The organism is Streptomyces thermoviolaceus (genome assembly GCF_045209695.1).
Taxonomy (GTDB): domain Bacteria; phylum Actinomycetota; class Actinomycetes; order Streptomycetales; family Streptomycetaceae; genus Streptomyces; species Streptomyces thermoviolaceus.
Map to the genome: position 1 here is coordinate 5,087,877 of NZ_CP109280.1, position 17,463 is coordinate 5,105,339.

General features: G+C 72.3%; 16 protein-coding genes and 7 tRNA genes. 12 read left to right on the forward strand and 11 right to left on the reverse strand.

Features of this window, described 5'->3' with window-relative positions:
- Positions 1–279, forward strand: a complete 279-nt coding sequence (locus OG899_RS22165) for a zf-TFIIB domain-containing protein (protein ID WP_125496140.1) — start codon at positions 1–3, stop codon at positions 277–279.
- 102 nt (positions 280–381) lie between these two features.
- Here OG899_RS22165 and OG899_RS22170 read toward each other — a convergent pair.
- The 5 genes from OG899_RS22170 to OG899_RS22190 all read right to left on the reverse strand — a co-directional run bounded on the left by OG899_RS22170 (position 382) and on the right by OG899_RS22190 (position 859).
- Positions 382–453 (reverse strand) — tRNA-Val (locus OG899_RS22170).
- Positions 454–507: 54 nt separating this feature from the next.
- Positions 508–579, reverse strand: a tRNA-Val gene (locus tag OG899_RS22175).
- A gap of 25 nt (positions 580–604) precedes the next feature.
- Positions 605–676, reverse strand: a tRNA-Val gene (locus tag OG899_RS22180).
- Position 677: 1 nt separating this feature from the next.
- Positions 678–751: transfer RNA gene (locus OG899_RS22185), tRNA-Cys, on the reverse strand.
- Between the two features lie 35 nt (positions 752–786).
- Positions 787–859 (reverse strand) — tRNA-Gly (locus tag OG899_RS22190).
- Between the two features lie 174 nt (positions 860–1,033).
- Here OG899_RS22190 and OG899_RS22195 point away from each other — a divergent pair.
- The 3 genes from OG899_RS22195 to OG899_RS22205 all read left to right on the forward strand — a co-directional run bounded on the left by OG899_RS22195 (position 1,034) and on the right by OG899_RS22205 (position 3,928).
- A complete protein-coding gene (locus tag OG899_RS22195; RefSeq protein ID WP_251504499.1) occupies positions 1,034–2,152 on the forward strand; it encodes a chorismate-binding protein in 1,119 nt (372 codons plus the stop codon).
- The gene (locus OG899_RS22200; RefSeq protein WP_125496138.1) at positions 2,149–2,970 is read left to right on the forward strand and encodes an aminotransferase class IV; all 822 of its coding nucleotides are present in this window, start codon (positions 2,149–2,151) and stop codon (positions 2,968–2,970) included. The genes OG899_RS22195 and OG899_RS22200 overlap by 4 nt, the downstream gene beginning before the upstream one ends.
- Before the next feature lie 121 nt (positions 2,971–3,091).
- The gene (locus OG899_RS22205) at positions 3,092–3,928 is read left to right on the forward strand and encodes a GNAT family N-acetyltransferase (RefSeq protein WP_125496137.1); all 837 of its coding nucleotides are present in this window, start codon (positions 3,092–3,094) and stop codon (positions 3,926–3,928) included.
- A 52-nt stretch (positions 3,929–3,980) separates the two neighbouring features.
- On the opposite strand, the gene OG899_RS22210 is transcribed toward OG899_RS22205, so the two are convergent.
- Positions 3,981–4,508 (reverse strand): DsbA family protein, encoded by a 528-nt coding sequence (locus tag OG899_RS22210; protein WP_168130730.1) that lies wholly within the window; start codon positions 4,506–4,508, stop codon positions 3,981–3,983.
- Between the two features lie 196 nt (positions 4,509–4,704).
- On the opposite strand from OG899_RS22210, the gene OG899_RS22215 reads away from it, so the two are divergent.
- Positions 4,705–5,154, forward strand: coding sequence for a hypothetical protein (locus OG899_RS22215; RefSeq protein ID WP_125496136.1), 450 nt, complete (start codon positions 4,705–4,707; stop codon positions 5,152–5,154).
- A 188-nt stretch (positions 5,155–5,342) separates the two neighbouring features.
- Entirely contained in the window at positions 5,343–5,498 is a 156-nt protein-coding gene (locus OG899_RS22220) for a hypothetical protein (RefSeq protein WP_168130729.1), read from the forward strand.
- 103 nt (positions 5,499–5,601) lie between these two features.
- Here OG899_RS22220 and OG899_RS22225 read toward each other — a convergent pair whose 3' ends face one another.
- Positions 5,602–6,165, reverse strand: a complete 564-nt coding sequence (locus OG899_RS22225) for a CGNR zinc finger domain-containing protein (RefSeq protein WP_125496135.1) — start codon at positions 6,163–6,165, stop codon at positions 5,602–5,604.
- A 268-nt stretch (positions 6,166–6,433) separates the two neighbouring features.
- Positions 6,434–6,847: an SsgA family sporulation/cell division regulator gene (locus OG899_RS22230; RefSeq protein ID WP_004002642.1), complete on the reverse strand. Its 414-nt coding sequence runs from the start codon at positions 6,845–6,847 to the stop codon at positions 6,434–6,436.
- Positions 6,848–7,094: 247 nt separating this feature from the next.
- On the opposite strand from OG899_RS22230, the gene OG899_RS22235 reads away from it, so the two are divergent.
- The 4 genes from OG899_RS22235 (at position 7,095) to OG899_RS22250 (ending at position 8,648) form a co-directional block, all read left to right on the forward strand.
- Positions 7,095–7,514 (forward strand): TIGR02611 family protein, encoded by a 420-nt coding sequence (locus tag OG899_RS22235; RefSeq protein WP_125496134.1) that lies wholly within the window; start codon positions 7,095–7,097, stop codon positions 7,512–7,514.
- Positions 7,515–7,579: 65 nt separating this feature from the next.
- Positions 7,580–7,651 (forward strand) — tRNA-Val (locus tag OG899_RS22240).
- Between the two features lie 439 nt (positions 7,652–8,090).
- Positions 8,091–8,537 carry an SRPBCC family protein gene (locus OG899_RS22245; RefSeq protein ID WP_125496133.1) on the forward strand — a complete coding sequence of 149 codons (447 nt, stop codon included), beginning with the start codon at positions 8,091–8,093 and terminating at the stop codon, positions 8,535–8,537.
- A gap of 39 nt (positions 8,538–8,576) precedes the next feature.
- Positions 8,577–8,648, forward strand: a tRNA-Val gene (locus tag OG899_RS22250).
- Between the two features lie 124 nt (positions 8,649–8,772).
- Here the strand turns inward: OG899_RS22250 and OG899_RS22255 are convergent.
- Entirely contained in the window at positions 8,773–10,887 is a 2,115-nt protein-coding gene (locus OG899_RS22255; RefSeq protein ID WP_221886875.1) for a cellulose binding domain-containing protein, read from the reverse strand.
- Positions 10,888–11,229: 342 nt separating this feature from the next.
- Positions 11,230–11,952: an exonuclease domain-containing protein gene (locus OG899_RS22260; protein ID WP_125496132.1), complete on the reverse strand. Its 723-nt coding sequence runs from the start codon at positions 11,950–11,952 to the stop codon at positions 11,230–11,232.
- A 906-nt stretch (positions 11,953–12,858) separates the two neighbouring features.
- Here OG899_RS22260 and thrS point away from each other — a divergent pair.
- Positions 12,859–14,838 carry a threonine--tRNA ligase gene (gene thrS / locus OG899_RS22265; protein WP_125496131.1) on the forward strand — a complete coding sequence of 660 codons (1,980 nt, stop codon included), beginning with the start codon at positions 12,859–12,861 and terminating at the stop codon, positions 14,836–14,838.
- 90 nt (positions 14,839–14,928) lie between these two features.
- Positions 14,929–15,477: an HIT domain-containing protein gene (locus OG899_RS22270; protein ID WP_125496130.1), complete on the forward strand. Its 549-nt coding sequence runs from the start codon at positions 14,929–14,931 to the stop codon at positions 15,475–15,477.
- Between the two features lie 70 nt (positions 15,478–15,547).
- Here the strand turns inward: OG899_RS22270 and OG899_RS22275 are convergent, their stop codons facing one another.
- Positions 15,548–17,206, reverse strand: coding sequence for a hypothetical protein (locus tag OG899_RS22275; RefSeq protein WP_125496129.1), 1,659 nt, complete (start codon positions 17,204–17,206; stop codon positions 15,548–15,550).
- Between the last annotated feature and the right edge of the window lie 257 nt (positions 17,207–17,463).

Consider the following 17,463-nt stretch of genomic DNA (forward strand, 5'->3'; position numbering starts at 1 on the left):
ATGCAGTGTCCGAAGTGCCACGCACCCATGCACACCTACAACCGCAACGGCGTCCAGATCGAGCAGTGCAGCGGTTGCCGGGGCATCTTCCTCGACTACGGCGAACTGGAGGCGCTCACCCGCCTGGAGGCCCAGTGGGCCCCGACGCCGCCGCCCGCGCCGCAGGCCTACCCGGCGCCGCCCGCCCCGGCCTGGGGTGCCCCGCACGGCGGCCACCACGGTCACTACGGTCACGGCCACCGGCACAAGAGCTTCACCCGCATGCTCTTCTCCAGCTGAGCCCCGCCCGGCCGGCCCGCACCCGGGCCGGCCGGGCCCGCGCGAACCCCCGGTGACGACGAAAGCCCCTGGCCACGCGAGACGGCCAGGGGCTTTCGGGTGTGGACGATACTGGGATTGAACCAGTGACCTCTTCCGTGTCAGGGAAGCGCTCTCCCGCTGAGCTAATCGTCCTCGGGACCACGACCGCTCCGGTGTCACCCACCGGAGACGATCATGGGCTCTGCGTGCGCGATACTGGGATTGAACCAGTGACCTCTTCCGTGTCAGGGAAGCGCTCTCCCGCTGAGCTAATCGCGCGAGTGAGGATCTTGATCAGATCCAGTGGACGATACTGGGATTGAACCAGTGACCTCTTCCGTGTCAGGGAAGCGCTCTCCCGCTGAGCTAATCGTCCTTGGAGGTGGAGACGGGATTTGAACCCGTGTAGACGGCTTTGCAGGCCGTTGCCTCGCCTCTCGGCCACTCCACCAGGGTGGGGGAACCGAAAGATCCCCTCAACCTTCGAGCGGACGACGAGGCTCGAACTCGCGACCTCAACCTTGGCAAGGTTGCGCTCTACCAACTGAGCTACGTCCGCCTGTCGTTTCGGTCCGCTTCCGCGTCCCGGCGACGTGTTGAACTCTAGCGGATTCCCCGGCCAGGACAAAAACGCGTTTGTGCAGCGTGCTGCCCGACCTCGCGGAAAGCCCCCGGTCGCGCCCTTGCGGACGGGCGTGGTCCGGCCCCGGCCGCCCCTCCTAGACTCGGCCGCGTGCTCGGCCTTCCTCCGCTCGCGCGATTCGGCGACCGGGTCGCCACCGGCCTGATCGACGTCACGGACGACCCCGCGGCGCTGGACTCGACGGGCTTCTGGGCCGTCGCCGCCGACTACGAGGGCCGCCTGACCTGCGCCCGCTTCCGAGACGTCCGCCGCGAGCCCGTGCCCCTGCCCGTACCGGGACGGTGGCGCGGCCCCGCCGTCGGCGCCTGGACGTCGTCCATGGACCGCGCGGCGTACACCGACGGTGTGCGGCGCATCCGCGCGCACATCGCCACCGGCGAGGTCTACCAGGTGAACCTCTGCCGTGTGCTGTCCGCACCGGTCGCCCCGGAGGCCGACGTGGACGCCCTGACGGCGGTGCTGGCCCGCGGCAACCCGGCCCCTTATGCAGGAACGATTCGTCTTCCGGAGCACGGCGTGGAGATCGCCACCGCGTCCCCCGAGCTGTTCCTGCGCCGCGACGGCCGCACGGTGGAGTCCGGACCGATCAAGGGCACCGCCCCCACCGAGGCCGAGATGCTGGAGAAGGACTACGCCGAGAACGTGATGATCGTCGACCTGGTCCGCAACGACCTCGGGCAGATCTGCACCACCGGCTCTGTCACGGTCCCGGATCTGTGTGCGGCCGAGGTCCACCCCGGACTGGTCCATCTCGTCTCCACCGTCCGCGGCGAGCTGCGCCCCGGCACCGGCTGGCCCGAGCTGTTCGACGCCGCCTTCCCGGCCGGATCGATCACCGGTGCGCCCAAGTCCAGCGCCCTGCGGATCATCGACGAGCTGGAGACCGCGCCCCGCGGCCCCTACTGCGGCGCGGTGGGCTGGGTCGACGCCGACCGGGGCACGGGCGAGCTGGCCGTCGGCATCCGCACCTTCTGGATCGACCGGATGCGGGACGGCGCGGCGCTGCTGCGCTTCGGCGCCGGCGCCGGCATCACCTGGGGCTCCGACCCGGACGGGGAGTGGCGCGAGACCGAACTGAAAGCCGCCCGGCTCCTCGCGGTAGCGTCGGGGGCGTACGACCCGTCCGAGGGGGACGTGACCGGGAATTCGGCACCGCCCCCCGGCACGGCACCGCGGCCCCATGGGATGCGTGAGGTGGGACAACGATGAAGGTCTGGTTCGACGGTGCGCTGCGGGAGATCGACGCCGCCCGTGTCTCCGTCCTCGACCACGGGCTCACCGTGGGCGACGGCGTGTTCGAGACGGTGAAGGCGGTGGACGGCCGGCCGTTCGCGCTCACCCGCCACCTGGAGCGGCTCACCCGCTCCGCGCGCGGGCTCGGCCTGCCCGACCCGGATCTCGACGAGGTCCGCCGCGCCTGCGCCGCCGTCCTCGCGGCCGCCCCGGTGCCGCTGGGCCGGCTGCGCATCACCTACACGGGCGGCTTCGGCCCGCTCGGCTCCGAGCGCGGCGACCAGGGCCCCACCCTCGTGGTCGCCGTCGGCGAGACCACGCGCCGCCCCGACTCCACCGCGGTCGTCACCGTCCCCTGGACCCGCAACGAACGCGGCGCGCTCACCGGCCTGAAGACCACCTCCTACGCCGAGAACGTGGTCGCCCTCGCCCACGCGCACAACAACGGCGCATCCGAGGCCCTGTTCGGCAACACGGCCGGACGGCTGTGCGAGGGCACCGGCTCCAACGTCTTCGTCGTCCTGGACGGCGAGATCCACACCCCGCCGCTCGCCTCCGGCTGCCTGGCCGGCATCACCCGCGCCCTGACGATCGAGTGGACCGGCGCCAAGGAGACCGACCTGCCGCTGGAGGTGCTGCGGGAGGCCGAGGAGGTCTTCCTCACCTCCACGCTGCGCGACGTCCAGGCCGTGCACCGGGTGGACGACCGCGAACTGCCCGCGGCGCCGGGCCCGGTGACCGCCAAGGCCATGCGGATCTTCCAGGAGCGGTCCGGCGACGACCTGGACCCCTGACGGACGGCCGGCCCGTCCGGTGAGCTGCCGCGGCCCCGCGGCACGGCGCCGCCGCGCGAGGTGCGGGCAGGTTCCGGCGCACCTGCTGACAGCGCCCGCCGCGGCGGGTACAACAGCCGTGATGACCACCACCCTGCGGCCGGCCGAGCCGCTTCAGCAGCACGAGGACGGGACGCGTTCAGGCCGCTACCGGGTGTGCGTGAACAGTCGTCCCGTCGGCGTGATCCATCTCGCCACCCACCCCGTCTTCGGGCCGGCCGTGGCGAGGATCGTCGACCTGCGCATCGACGAGCCCGACCGCGGCCGGGGCCGGGGCACCGTGGCCGCGCTGGCCGCCGAGGAGGTGGTGCGCGGCTGGGGCTGCACGCGGATCGAGGCCGAGGTGCCGGCCGCCGCCGAGGGCGCGCTCCGGCTTCTGACGGCCCTGCAGTACACCCAGCGCAACCGGAACCTGCGGAAGACCCTCGGCTCTGCCGCGCCGGCCCTGCCCGCCGGCAGCCGGGGCAGGCCCATGACGGACGACGAGTACGGGCCGTGGCTGGAGCAGGGCAAGGCCGGCTACGCCCGCAGCTGGACGGAGCGCGGCGTCCCCGAGGACGAGGCGCGGGCCAAGTCCGCCGCCGACCACGCCCGCCTGCTGCCGCAGGGCCGGGCCACCCCCGGCATGCTCTTCAGCGTCCTGGAGCACCAGGACACCGCGGTCGGCACGCTGTGGCTGGCGACCGGCACGGCCACGGGCGACGGCCGCGCCTTCGTCTACGACGTCGAGGTCGACGCCCGCCACCGCGGGCGCGGCCACGGGCGTTCCCTGATGCTGCTGGCCGAGGCCCAGGCGCTGGCCGCGGGCGCCCGGAGCATCGGCCTCAACGTCTTCGCGGGCAACACGCCCGCCGAGAGGCTGTACGACTCCCTCGGGTACCGGCCGGTCCTGTACGTCCTCCACAAGCAGCTGCTGTGACGCCCCGCGGGGCGGCGGACCGGGGCCGCCACCGGAGTGCGGCCGGGGAAGGTCAGCCGCCCTGCCCGGACCCGGCCAGCAGACGGTCGGCGATCTCCTCGATGCGGGCGCGCAGTCCCTCCTGGCTCTGTCCGCCGTCCAGACGCTCGCCGCCGATGACGTACGTCGGCGTCCCGGTGACGCCGATCGCCTTGCCCTCGGCCTGGTCGGCGTCGACGATCAGGATGTGCCGGCCGTCGACCAGCGCGGTGTCGAACTCCTCGGCGTCCAGCCCCAGCTCCCGCGCCACCTCCACCAGCAGCGGTTCGCCGCGGCGCTCCAGCTCGGTCACGCGCTCCAGCACCGCCTCCACGTACGGCCACAGCTTCCCCTGGACGGCGGCCTCCTCGGCCGCCTGCGCGGCGGCGAAGGCGTGGCGGTGCTTGTCCAGCGGGAAGTGGCGCAGGCGCAGCTCCAGGCGGTCGCCGTAACGGGCGCGCAGGGCCCGCAGGTCGTCCAGGGCGGTGCGGCAGTCCGGGCACTGCAGCTCGCACCAGACGTCGAGATGGGCAACGGCGGATGCGGGGGAGGTCTCGCTCATGGGGACAGTCTCCCAGGCCCGTCGCGGCGGGACCCAATCCGCATCCCGGCCCGCCCGGCGCGCGGGGCGGCGCCCTGCCGGGGACGACCCGGAGATCTCCCGGATCCGCGGGCCGGACCGTGGCCCGCGGTGGGGGCGGCGGTGCAGGATGGAAGGGACCGCATTGCCCGAGCGGCGAGCCTGCCTGGAGGACCGCATGATTGCCGAGACCGTCTGTTCCGCCGTCTCCGCGGCCGGCCTGGGCATCGCCGCGGTCACCGCCTACCGCAAGCGGTTCCTCGCGGCCGCCCGCATCGCGGCGTACGCCCTCGTCCCCGTCGCCCTGGTGATGACCGGCGCCGTGGGCTGGCTCGCCCGCACCGCGTTCAGCCCGACCGCCTGGGCCGGGTTCGGTCTGCTCGGCTGCGCCTGGGTGCTGTTCGCGACGACCCGTGCGATCGAACGCCGCCGCGGCGGCACACGCGAGGACCGCAAGGCGGCCGCCCGAGCGGCGGACCGGGACGCGGTCGCCCCCGGCGCCTCGGCGCCCTCCCTCGGCACCGGCGGCCGGACGCAGAGCCGCGGAGCCGAGCGTCCCGCCGGATCCCGCGGAGGCGACGACGACTTCAGCGAGATCGAGGCCATCCTGAAGAAGCACGGCATCTGACCGTGGCCCGCACCGGGCGGCCCCGGCCGCCCGGGGGGACGGCCGGTCCGGTGAGCGACCAGGACCGGCGCCCAAATGGTCACAACGCGGGCCGGACCGAAGCGAAGATCGCGTAAACGGTGAACAGTCGTACATCCGGCGCGTGTTGATCGCATCCGCGGCACGACCTGGGCCATGATCGCCGCGAGATGGTGGACACAACACAGAGCGAGGCCGCGCCGCCGGACGACGACGAGCGGCGCGGATGCCTCTTCGCCCTATCCCAGCCACCGCTGATGATCTTCCTTGCGGTGATCGGGTGTCTGCTGCTCATGGCCGCGTTGCACGACCTGCTGCTGCTGTGAGCCTGGTCCGTGGGTCCTCGGCGCCACCCGCCGAGGACCACGCGAGCCGGCGGCCACGCACCGGGTGGGAGCCCTCCGGGCGCCGGGTGCCCGGGCCGATGCGTCAGCCCGTCGTGGCCTCCTTGCGCCGCGCTCGGTAGGCGGCCACGTGCAGGCGGTTGCCGCAGGTGCGGCTGTCGCAGTAGCGGCGCGAGCGGTTGCGGGACAGATCCACGAAGGCGCGTCGGCAGTCGGGCGCCTCGCAGCGCCGCAGCCGCTCCTGCTCCCCGGCGACCATGACGAAGGCGAGCGCCATCCCGCAGTCCGCCGCCATGTGGTCGGCGACCGAGGCGCCAGGGGCGAAGTAGTGCACGTGCCAGTCGTACCCGTCGTGGTCCGTCAGTCGGGGCGTGGTCCCCGCGGCGGCCACCAGCTCGTTGATCATTCCCGCGGCGGTGCGGGTGTCGGGGGCCGCGAAGATCGCCTCGAACCGCCCGCGGACCCGGCGTACGGCCGTGAGGTCGGCCTCCGTCAGCACACCGACTTCGCTGATCTTGTGGCTGCGCACGAAGTCCTCGAGTGCCGCGACGTCCGCCAGGCCGTCGGGCGCCGCATCGCCCTCCGGCGCGGTGTTCACCAGATCCACCACGGTGTCCAGTGCGCACCGGGTGTCGTGGGTGATCAGCACGTTTCGCTCCCTGCCCTGGGGATCGGGCACACGCCCGCCGATGCAGGCCGATGGTAGTGGCTCACATCTCACCCGAGCAGCGCACGGGGGCATCGCACAGCGCAGCGTCACCGGCCGGGCGCACAGCGTCCTTGCCGGTGCACGCACACCGGCACCGGATCCTGGCGAAGGACCGGTGCCGGATGTGTCCCGTATGCGGTTGTCCTGGCCCCGGCCGTCTCCCCGAGTGGACGGCAAGGGCAGCTCGAAGGGCCTCGACGGCCCACCGTCAACTTTCCGCGAGGATGTGCGACAGCTCCTGGTCCAGATCGAAGTGCCGATGTTCCGTGCCGGGGGGCACGGCCGCGTCCGTCCGCTTCAGGAAGGACTCCAGGGCCCGCGCCGGGGCCTCGAGCAGGGCTTCGCCCTCCGGGGAGCTGAGGGCGATGCACACGACGCCCTGACCATGGCTGCGAGACGGCCAGACTCGGACGTCGCCGGTCCCGGTCGGACGATGGAGCCCCTCGGCGAGGAGGTCGCGGGCGAACACCCACTCGACGGTCTCCTCGGCTCCGGTATGGAAGGTGGCGTGCACGGCGTAGGGGTCGGCCGTGTCGTACCGCAGGCCTGCGGGGACAGGCAGGGAGGACTCGCTCGACACAACGAGGCGCAGGTGCAGCTCGCAGCTGACCGTGGTGTTCATAAGCGCCAGGGCCTTTCGCTCAGTGTGCGCTCGGGGATTCGCACGTCGGCGAAATCGACATGCCACCTACGGTGCCGTTGTAAACCCCTCTGCGTGTTTTGCTTCGATTCGCGTAACTCTGACGGTCGAGACCGTATACGCGCAGTACGTCCATTCCGGTGATGTGCTTCTCCGTGGCAGGATGCACGCGCCGGAATACGGGGAGTGACCCGTTCGGAAACGGGCATTCGGGGCTTCCCGCGGAGCGATCACGGAGGCGGCGGCGGACGGACCGGAGCGGGGGGAGGGCCGGCGGGGCCTGGGCTCGCGTGCGCCCGCGTTCGTCCGCTCCCGGCGCCTGCTGCACCTCGGCTGGAAGGTCGGCGTCTTCGTCGTCGGCCTGGCGGTGGTGGTCTGCGGAGTGATCCTGCTCCCGCTGCCCGGGCCGGGCTGGGTGGTGATCTTCGCCGGCATGGCGGTCTGGGCGACCGAGTTCGTGTGGGCGCAGCTGGTGCTGCGCTGGACCAAGCGCAAGGCCACCGATGCGGCGCACCGGGCCCTCGACCCCAGGGTGCGGCGCCGCAACGTCGCTCTGACGGTCACCGGCGCCGTGCTCGCCTCCATCGCGGCCGCCGTCTACCTGTGGAGGTTCGGACCGGTCCCGCCCTGGGGTCTGCGCGGCCACTGACGCCGGCCGCCCGGGACCCTGGTCAGGAGCACCCCCTCACATGCGGTAATGTTCTTCCTGCGCCCGGGCGATTAGCTCAGCGGGAGAGCGCTTCGTTCACACCGAAGAGGTCACTGGTTCGATCCCAGTATCGCCCACTCATCCACGGTGGCCCGTCCGCGATCACGCGGGCGGGCCACCGTCGTGTGCACGCCCCGTGAGGACACGGGAGCTCACCGCACCGGAGTCCCGCCCGATCCTGCCTCGGCAGAACCTGCCGCGAATACCGCGGCCCGTGCGGCGGCGCATTTCCCCGCGCGCGACGCGTGTTTCCTCGTGTGCGACCCGTGGGAATTCGCCGGCGCCCCCGTGCTGCCGCGTCCGTCCGTCGGTGAAAGCCCCGAGTCCCCCGGCGAAAGCCCGCAGTCCGTCGGTGGCGAAAGACCCGAGAAGACTCCCTGCGCCCTCACCTGTACGGAATGTGACGGACTGTGGGAAAGGGCGTCACGCGGTGCAGTGCTTCCGTTCACGCGGTCCCGGCACGGGCGGTGCGGACATCACGGTTGCCGCGGCCCGGTGCCGGGCATCCTGGCGGCCATGGAAGGGACGCACTACCGCTTCCGCAGCCGATGGCGGCTGTCCGCGCCGCCCGCCGCCGTGTACCGGGCGCTGGAACGCGTCGAGGACTACCCGCGGTGGTGGCGGCAGGTCCGGGCGGCGCACCGCACCGGTGCCGCCACCGGGGTGCTCCGCGTCCGCTCCGTGCTGCCCTTCGAGCTGACGCTCACCGTGCGCGAGGTGCGGCGCGACCCGGCCGCCGGGATCCTGCACGGCGCGCTCGGCGGGGACTTGGAGGGCTGGGCCCGCTGGACGGTCGCCGCGCACGGCTCCGGCACGCTCGTCCGGTACGAGCAGCAGGTGCGGGTGCGCGCACCGCTGCTGCGGCGGCTGGCCGTGCCCGGCCGGCCCTTCTTCCGGCTCAACCACCGGCTGATGATGCGCTCCGGACGACGGGGACTGCGGTCCTGGCTGGCAGCGGTTTGAACCGAGCACGTCCGGACCTGTATTGTTCAGTGCGTTCCCGGGCGATTAGCTCAGCGGGAGAGCGCTTCGTTCACACCGAAGAGGTCACTGGTTCGATCCCAGTATCGCCCACCGGACAGGGGCCGGTCCGCAGCGCGCGGACCGGCCCCTGGTGCGTTCCCCGGCCTGGTGCGTTCCGGGGCGGCGCGCGGCCCCGGGGCACGCGGCCGCCGGCCGGGAACGCGCGCCGCGGTCCTCAGGTCGTGGTGCACACCGTGCCGTTCAGCCGGAACACCGCCGGTGGCGCGTACGCCCCATAGTTCGCCGCGGTGAAGCCGAACGACACCGCGTTGCCGCCGTGCGGGGCCAGCGTGGCGTTGTACGACTCCGGCGTGACGATCACGTTCCGGCCCGACTGGACGACCTTCGCGTTCCAGTACCCGGTCACCGTCACCCCGCTGTCCGGGAAGGCGTAGGACAGCGTCCAGCCGTCGATGGCGGTGTCCCCGGTGTGGGTGACCGTGATCTGTGCGTTGAAGCCGTTGCCCCAGCCCTCGGTCACCCGGTACGCCACCTGGCAGGTGGACTCGGCCGGGGACGTGGTGCGCACCGTGACCGGGTCCGAGGCGCGCGAGAGCCGGCCGTCGGCGTCGCGGGCCAGCACGGAGAGGGTGTGGGTGCTGCCCGGCTCGAGGTTGCGGACGGTCGCGGTCGTGCCCGTGGTGTCCGTCAGCAGCTCGCTCGCCGCGCCGTGCTGCCGGTAGATCTCGTAACGGACCGGGCGGCCGCCGGTGGACGCCGGCCAGGACAGCGTCGCCGTGGTGTCGGTGACCGCGGTGACCTTCGGGGTGCCCGGTGCGCTCAGCGCGGACGCGGTCCCGTCCTTCGGATGCAGGGTGACGGCGGTGACCGACCAGGGCGGCAGGGTCACGCCGGCCGCGTCACCGGTGGAGGTGTCGATGGAGGAGGCCAGGTCGCGGAAGACCGCCAGTTCGGCGGGCGAACCGTCCGGCGTGAACCCGTTCAGGCGCAGACGCGCGGTGCGTGACGCCGACGGGTCCTTGTTGATCAGGAGCACGCTCAGGTCCCCGTCGGAGCGCAGCACGGCGTGCGCCGACACCAGGGCGTCCGCCGACCCCGCCGCCACCAGCTGGTCGCCCGGCCGTGCCGTACGGCTGACCAGCTGCAGGGCGTAGTAGGGCGGGAAGGGCGTGTTGACGGGCGGCTCGCAGACCGATCCGGCGCAGCCGCCGCTGGACAGCAGACCCATGTCGCCGTAGTCGGTGGCCCCGTCCGGCGCGGTGGAGATCTCGCCGACGCCGTTGTGGGTGTTCCACCAGTCCACCGTGAACACCCCGTTCTCCAGCGCCGTCAGATAGGTGTCGGCGGCGAACAGCGCGGTGGGCTGGGTGTCCATCAGCAGGTTGGAGTTGGTCTCGGTCAGCGCGATCGGCGTGTCCTCGGCGCCCGCCGCGTCCAGTTCGGCCCGCAGCTGCTGCAGCTCGCCCGCCAGCTGCGCGGGCGTGGTGAGCATGCCGGCCGCGTCCGAGCCGCCCGGGTACCAGTGCACGACGACGAAGTCCGCCTTGCCGGCCACGATCGGGATGACGGTGTGGTTCCAGTCGGCGCTGTCGCCCTCCCCGATCACCCCGTCCGGCCAGTTGCCCGGCGTGGTGAGCACCGCGCCCACCTCGATGTCCGGATCCACCGCCTTCATCGCGGAGACGAAGTCCACGACGCCGTGGGCGTAGGCGGTCGGCGAGGTGTCCTCGTGCTCGTCGGTCTCCCAGCCGGCGCCGTAATGGCCGTTGCCGTACAGCTCGTTGCCGACCTCCCAGTACCGCACGCCGTAGCCCTTGTCGATGTTGGCGTACCGCACCCAGTCGGCCGCCTCCTCGGGCGTGCCCGACCCGTAGTTGGCGATGACGATCGGCTGGGCACCCACCTTCTTCACGGTGCCCATGAAGGAGTCGAAGTCGGTGCCCGGCGCGACATAGCCGCCGGGGGCGGTGTGGGTCCGCCAGTGGTAGATGTCGCCGTAGCTGCCGCCCGGGTACCGCAGCATGCCGACCCCGGCGTCCTCGATCAGGTCCTGGGTCGCGGTGGTGTTCATCTCCGCGTCCCAGATCGCGCTGTTGAGGCCGTACGCGGTGTCCGGAACGGTGCCCAGTCCGGCACGGGTGTCGACGGTGACGTCCACGGCGGCCGGAGCGGCGGCCTCGGCGCTGCCGGCGGGCGCCAGGCCGGCGGCGGCCAGCAGCGCGGCGGTCACCGCCCCGGCCGCGGCCCGGCGCACGGCCGCCGGGCCGCGCAGAAGTCTTCGGACCAGGCGGCCCGGCGCTCGGTGCAGAGGGGATGCGGCAGCGTGCACGGTTCCTCACCTTCGTCGCTGAGGGGTCGAGGCGGAAGGAAGTGCCGGCGCGCTCCTCACCCGGCGAGGCAGAACGGGACGAGCGGGCGAGCGAGGGGTGTGGGAGCGCTCCCATATTGTGCGGAGGGGACGCCGAGCGCTGTCAATGGGTGTGCGGGAGCAGGGCGGGGAACCGGGGGGCACCGTGCCCGCGGGGACGGACGGGACGCACGGCGAGCGGGGCCGGGCCGTGCGCGGGACACGTCGGCGGGCGGCGTGCCCGGTCCGCCGCCCGCCCGGGTGTTCGCGCGGCGTCAGCCTTGTCCGCCCGGATGCGCGGGGATCCGTTCCCCGCCGTGCCGGCTATGCCGCCGCGGGCAGCTGGGGGCGCAGCGGCCAGGTCGGGGCCGCCGTCTCCTCGGTGCCGTTGTCCGGAAAACGCGTGCCCCGGACCTGTGCCGCGTGCCACCCCCGCTGCAGGGTGTGCAGCTCCGCCGGGCTCAGTCGGCCCACGCGGGCCGCGAAGCGCCGGCCGAGCGCCCGGACCACTTCCAGCGCGGCCAGCGCGTCGGCCGCCGCGTCGTGCGCCGCGGTCAGCGGCACCCCGTAGTGCGCGCACAGATCGGCGAGCGTGCGCCGCCCCGTGCGGGAGTGGTCCAGGTGCTTGTCCAGGACCAGCGGATCGAGCACCCGCAGCGGCGAGGACGCCAGCCACTGCTCCAGCGACCTGGCCCGGTGCCGGCGCAACTCCCGGTCCAGCAGCGTCAGATCGAACGGCGCGTTCATCACCACCAGCGGGCGCCCCAGGGCGCTGTGCTCGGCCAGCTGCTCGGCTATCTCGTACATCACCGGCGCCGGCCAGCGCCCGTTGCGCTGCAGATGCTCCTCCGTCAGCCCGTGCACGGCCGTCGCCGCCCGTGGCACCGGCACCCCGGGATGCACCAGCCAGCGGGTCACCCGCGGCCGCGTGCCGACCGCGTCCTGAACCACCACGGCGGCCGAAACGATGCGGTCGTTCTCCGGGTCGACCCCCGTGGTCTCCGTGTCGAAGGCGGCCAGCGGACCCTCGTACCAGCAGTACGTCATGACGACCCCAACCCCTCGCCCGTGCACGGCGGCTGACACGCCGTCGCCTGGTGCCGTGATACCCGGCCTGTTTGCGCCGTACGCGGGGCGGAGCCGACGGCGGTGCGGATGCGCACGGTTCACGGCGTGAGCCGGTGCCCTCGGCACCCGGCCCGGCAAACGACGGGCACGGCACTGCCGTTGGCCGTGGTGCGGCCGGCACCGCACCCCTGTGCGCGTCCCCCGCACGTCACGGATCTCCGTCGACCGGGCCCTGTGCACGATCCTGACGCGGGCCGGGACCGGGGGCGGCCTCGACGCACCGCCCCGGTGGACCGCGGCGCCCGGCGCTGCCGTGCCGAGGCGTGCCGCGGGCCTGCTGCACCGGGCCCGGCCGGCCGCGCGGGCACGGCCCGCCCCCGGGTGATCCGCGGCGCCGGGCAGCCCTTCGTGACCGAGCCGCCACGCGAGGAGGACGTTCGTGACCGAGCCGCCACGCGAGGAGGACGTTCGTGACCGAGCCGCCGCACGAGGAGGACGGGCGTGCCGCCGGACACGCCCGCCCCGCGGTGCCGCCGCCGCGAACCACCGGCAGACCGGACGGCAGCGTGGCATCCCGCGGACCACCGGAACCCGTGCGGTGGTGCCCCGCCCGCCCGCCGACACCGGGAGACACAGCCGGTGACAGGCCGCCGACGCCGGCCGACGACACGGCCGGCGGGCGACGGCGGCACAGAAGGACGGCATGAAGGGGCGGCACGGAGGGACGGCACGGACACCGGCGGCGTCGCGCAGAAGCGAGCAGAGGAAGACGGAGGGTGACCGTTTCGCGGTCGGCACCCGTGGCTCGGTACCATCCCCTTCAACGCATCGCATTGCCCTGCCTTGCCGGGCACGGCGGAAATCCCCTTCAGTCAGGAGAGACCGGTGTCAGACGTCCGTGTGATCATCCAACGCGATTCCGAGCGGGAAGAGCGCGTGGTGACGACGGGCACTACGGCCGCCGACCTCTTCGCCGGCGAGCGTTCGATCGTCGCCGCGCGCGTGAACGGCGAGCTGAAGGACCTCACCTACGAGGTCCAGGACGGCGAGACCGTGGAGGGCGTCGAGATCTCCTCCCCGGACGGGCTCAACATCCTGCGCCACTCCACCGCGCACGTCATGGCGCAGGCCGTGCAGGAGATCTTCCCCGAGGCCAAGCTCGGCATCGGTCCGCCCATCCGGGACGGCTTCTACTACGACTTCGACGTCGCCGAGCCGTTCACGCCCGAGGATCTCAAGCGCATCGAGAAGAAGATGCAGGAGATCGTCAAGCGCGGTCAGCGCTTCTCCCGCCGGGTCACCACGGACGAGGCCGCCCGCGAGGAGCTGGCCGGCGAGCCGTACAAGCTCGAGCTGATCGGCCTGAAGGGCAACGCCGCCCAGGCCGCCGAGGGCGCGGACGCCGAGGTCGGCGGCGCCGAGCTGACCATCTACGACAACCTCGACGCCAAGACCGGCGAGCTGTGCTGGAAGGACCTGTGCCGCGGTCCGCACCTGCCCAGCACCCGGCACATCCCGGCGTTCAAGCTGATGCGGTCGGCCGCCGCCTACTGGCGCGGCAGCGAGAAGAACCCGCAGCTGCAGCGCATCTACGGCACCGCCTGGCCGTCCAAGGACGAGCTGAAGCAGTACCTGGAGTTCCTCGCCGAGGCCGAGAAGCGCGACCACCGCAAGCTCGGCGCCGAGCTGGACCTGTTCTCCTTCCCGGAGGAGCTGGGCCCCGGCCTGGCCGTGTTCCACCCCAAGGGCGGGGTGATCCGCAAGGAGATGGAGACCTACTCGCGCAAGCGGCACGAGGCCTCCGGCTACGAGTTCGTCAACACCCCGCACATCTCGAAGGAGCACCTCTTCGAGATCTCCGGGCACCTGCCGCACTACGCGGACGGCATGTTCCCGCCGATCCAGTTCGACGAGCAGAACTATCGCCTCAAGGCGATGAACTGCCCGATGCACAACCTGATCTACAAGTCGCGCGGCCGGTCCTACCGTGAACTGCCGCTGCGTCTGTTCGAGTTCGGGACGGTGTACCGGTACGAGAAGTCGGGCGTGGTGCACGGGCTGACCCGCTCGCGCGGCTTCACCCAGGACGACTCGCACATCTACTGCACCAAGGAGCAGATGCCGCAGGAGCTGGACACGCTCCTGACCTTCGTGCTGGACCTGCTGCGGGACTACGGCCTGACCGAGTTCGAGCTGGAGCTGTCCACCCGCGACGACTCCGACAAGTTCATCGGCACCGACGAGGACTGGGAGGAGGCGACCGAGGCGCTCCGCCAGGCCGCCGAGAAGCAGAATCTGCCCCTCGTCCCCGACCCGGGCGGCGCCGCCTACTACGGCCCGAAGATCTCCGTCCAGGCCAAGGACGCCATCGGCCGCTCCTGGCAGATGTCGACCATCCAGGTCGACTTCAACCAGCCCAAGCGCTTCAACCTGGAGTACACGGCCGCGGACGGCTCCCGTCAGCAGCCGGTGATGATCCACCGCGCGCTGTTCGGCAGCATCGAGCGGTTCTTCGGTGTGCTGCTGGAGCACTACGCGGGCGCGTTCCCGGCGTGGCTGGCCCCCGTGCAGGCGGTCGGCATCCCGGTCGGCGAGGCGCACGTGGAGTACCTGGAGAAGTGGGCCGCGCAGGCCAAGGAGAAGGGCCTGCGGGTGGAGGTCGACTCCTCCTCCGACCGCATGCAGAAGAAGATCCGCAACGCCCAGAAGCAGAAGATCCCGTTCATGGTCATCGTGGGCGACGACGACATGAACGCCGGCACCGTGTCGTTCCGCTACCGCGACGGTTCGCAGAAGAACGGCATCCCCTGCGACGAGGCGATCGCCGAGATCGTCGACGTGGTGGAGCGGCGCGCACAGGTGTGACGTGAGATCCGTCACTGCGTGACGGAAGGCCTCCGAGGGCAGCCTCGGGGGCCTTTCCGCGTCCGCGGAGCGACGCCCTATGCTGCACGCATGACGAGTGAGCCGGAGCAGCAGATCGGAGTGGGAACGCAGGACGCGTTCCAGCGTCTGTGGACACCCCACCGGATGGCCTACATCCAGGGCGAGAACAAGCCGACCGGTCCCGGGGCCGGTGACGGCTGCCCCTTCTGTTCCATTCCGGCCAAGTCCGACGAGGACGGACTCGTCGTCAAGCGCGGCGAGCTGGTCTACGCCGTGCTCAACCTGTACCCGTACAACGGCGGGCACCTGATGACCGTGCCGTACCGGCACGTCGCCGACTACACCGACCTGACCGTCGCGGAGACCGCCGAACTGGCGGAGCTGACCAAACAGGCCATGCGGGCCCTGCGCACCGCCTCCGGCGCGCACGGCTTCAACATCGGCATGAACCAGGGCGCGGTCGCGGGCGCGGGCATCGCCGCCCACCTGCACCAGCACATCGTGCCCCGCTGGGGCGGCGACACCAACTTCATGCCGGTCGTGGGCCACACCAAGGTGCTGCCGCAGCTGCTGGCCGACACCCGCAAGATGCTCGCGGACGCCTGGCCGGCCGACTGACACCGCCGGGAGGCGAACACGAAGGCGGGGCCCGTCCACCGGACGGGCCCCGCCTTCGTGCCGGGCTGTGCTACGCGTCGTAGAGGTCGGCCTTCTTCGGGCCCACGTCCTGCACCGCCCCGCTCAGCGCGGACGAGCGGGAACCGAACTTCGTCACGTCCACGCCGTTCTCCTCGAGCGTCTTCAGCGCCGCCGCGTGCACCACGCGCAGCACCGGAGTGGCGGCGCGCAGCGCGTCGTCGGCCATGAAGCGGTGCCGCCACGGCTGCTGCGCCCAGGCGTGACGCAGGCCGAAGGGCTCCGGCAGGGCGATCTTGCCGCCGAGCCAGTGCAGCAGCGGCGGGTACCAGGTCAGCGGGGCGCGGGCGGCGAGCCGTACCACCTCGTCGGCGTCCACCAGCGGCAGCTTCACCGTGCGGGTCTCCCAGAACTTCACCGCCTTGGCCACCTGCTTCTCCTTGGCCGCCGGCTTCTGGTTGAACAGGCCGTGGACCGGGCCCAGCGCATGGCCGGTGACCTCGATGCGCAGCGTGTTGTGCAGCAGCGTGACGGTGATCATCATCGTGATGACCAGCTGACCGTCCCACAGCGTCCACTGCACGCCGAGGTAGTGCCGGTCGCCGCTGCCGAACTGCTGCCGATTGCAGATCTCCTGCACCGCGTGCGTCTTGACCGTGTAGTTCTCCACGTCGGTGCCGCTGGGCCGGGAGACCTCCGTGGCGTTCTCGCCGACATGGGTGACGACCCAGTGCTTGATGCTCGGCTTGGTGAAACCGCCGGTGTTGATCGGCGTCCGCTCCAGCAGGCCCAGGCCGCCCTGGATCGCGGTGATGACGTCCCAGCTGCGGAAGGGGTGGAACTCCTTGTCCGGGTCGGCCGACACCAGCTCCTCGGCCAGATGCCAGCTGCCCCAGCGGGTGCCCATGCCGAGGATGCCCTTGGGACCGGCGTAGAAGGCCGAGTTGGACTGCTGCTCGGCGCTGAGCCGGGCCAGCTCCTTGCGGATCTGCTCGGCGGCGTCCCCGGGACTGCCGGGCACCGCCTCCGGGATCTTGGCGCCCACGCCGCCGCCGGAGAGCAGGGCGGACCAGCGCTCGCGCAGATCCCGCGCGGTGCGTTCGCAGATCTGCTTGGCCACGTACCAGCCGGCCACCGGTGCGACCACCGCGGCCCGCGCGTACCAGGCCCAGAAGCCGTGGAAGGGCGTCTTGATCAGGAACAGCACGGCGAGCACGCCCACCGCCACCAGCAGCAGTGTGGCGTGCAGGCCGGCCCGCTTGTCCTCGCGTCGGCCGAGATTGCTGCGCAGGGCGAACACCGCGAGCCACAGCAGCAGTCCGGGCAGGAACAGCAGCCCGAACACCACCATCACCGCGGTGAGCCGCATGTCGCGCTGGCGGCGGATGCGGTGGGCGGCCAGGCAGTGCTCCACGACGACCTGCGGCTCCAGCCCGAAGGACTGGATGACCGGCTTGCGGCCGGCGCCGAGCATGCGGTCGATCACCGCCCGCGAGAAGGCCTCACCGAGATTCGGCCGGAAGATCTTCGCCCAGGGCCCCCGCGGCGGGGTGACCGAGGTCTTGTGCCAGTCGTTGTCGGCCTCCTTGATCTTGTCGACCTCGTCGTCCCGGTACGCCGCGGCCGCCAGCCAGTGGGTGGGCTCCGTCTGCCCCGCCGCGCCCGACAGGGGCACCTGCGCCCCGAGTCCGAAGTCGAATCCGTCTGTCACTGCCGCCCCCACTGCCGAGGTGTCCGCCTCGTGCCCGTCCCGGACAGGCACGAGGGCCGTGCGCGCGCTGTGGGCCGGGCCCGCCGACCGCGCGCAAAGCCCCTAGCGGCCTTCCCGACTTCCTTGTCCCGCACACCTGTTGAACAGGTCATCAGCGTATCGGCACCTGTCGGCGCGCACAGGCGGACGGCCGAAGCCGCCCGCCTGGACGACGGCGTTCCGCTGACGACCGCGTCCCGCGCCACCGGCCCTTCCCG

What these genes read in the sequence shown, in the direction of transcription:
- OG899_RS22270 (WP_125496130.1), top strand. Translation starts at nt 14,929, where the DNA reads ATGACGAGTGAGCCGGAGCAGCAGATCGGAGTGGGAACGCAGGACGCG.
- OG899_RS22220 (WP_168130729.1), top strand. Translation starts at nt 5,343, where the DNA reads ATGGTGGACACAACACAGAGCGAGGCCGCGCCGCCGGACGACGACGAG.
- OG899_RS22245 (WP_125496133.1), top strand. Translation starts at nt 8,091, where the DNA reads ATGGAAGGGACGCACTACCGCTTCCGCAGCCGATGGCGGCTGTCCGCG.
- OG899_RS22205 (WP_125496137.1), top strand. Translation starts at nt 3,092, where the DNA reads ATGACCACCACCCTGCGGCCGGCCGAGCCGCTTCAGCAGCACGAGGAC.
- OG899_RS22165 (WP_125496140.1), top strand. Translation starts at nt 1, where the DNA reads ATGCAGTGTCCGAAGTGCCACGCACCCATGCACACCTACAACCGCAAC.
- OG899_RS22215 (WP_125496136.1), top strand. Translation starts at nt 4,705, where the DNA reads ATGATTGCCGAGACCGTCTGTTCCGCCGTCTCCGCGGCCGGCCTGGGC.
- OG899_RS22210 (WP_168130730.1), bottom strand. Translation starts at nt 4,508, where the DNA reads ATGAGCGAGACCTCCCCCGCATCCGCCGTTGCCCATCTCGACGTCTGG.
- OG899_RS22260 (WP_125496132.1), bottom strand. Translation starts at nt 11,952, where the DNA reads ATGACGTACTGCTGGTACGAGGGTCCGCTGGCCGCCTTCGACACGGAG.
- OG899_RS22230 (WP_004002642.1), bottom strand. Translation starts at nt 6,847, where the DNA reads ATGAACACCACGGTCAGCTGCGAGCTGCACCTGCGCCTCGTTGTGTCG.
- OG899_RS22200 (WP_125496138.1), top strand. Translation starts at nt 2,149, where the DNA reads ATGAAGGTCTGGTTCGACGGTGCGCTGCGGGAGATCGACGCCGCCCGT.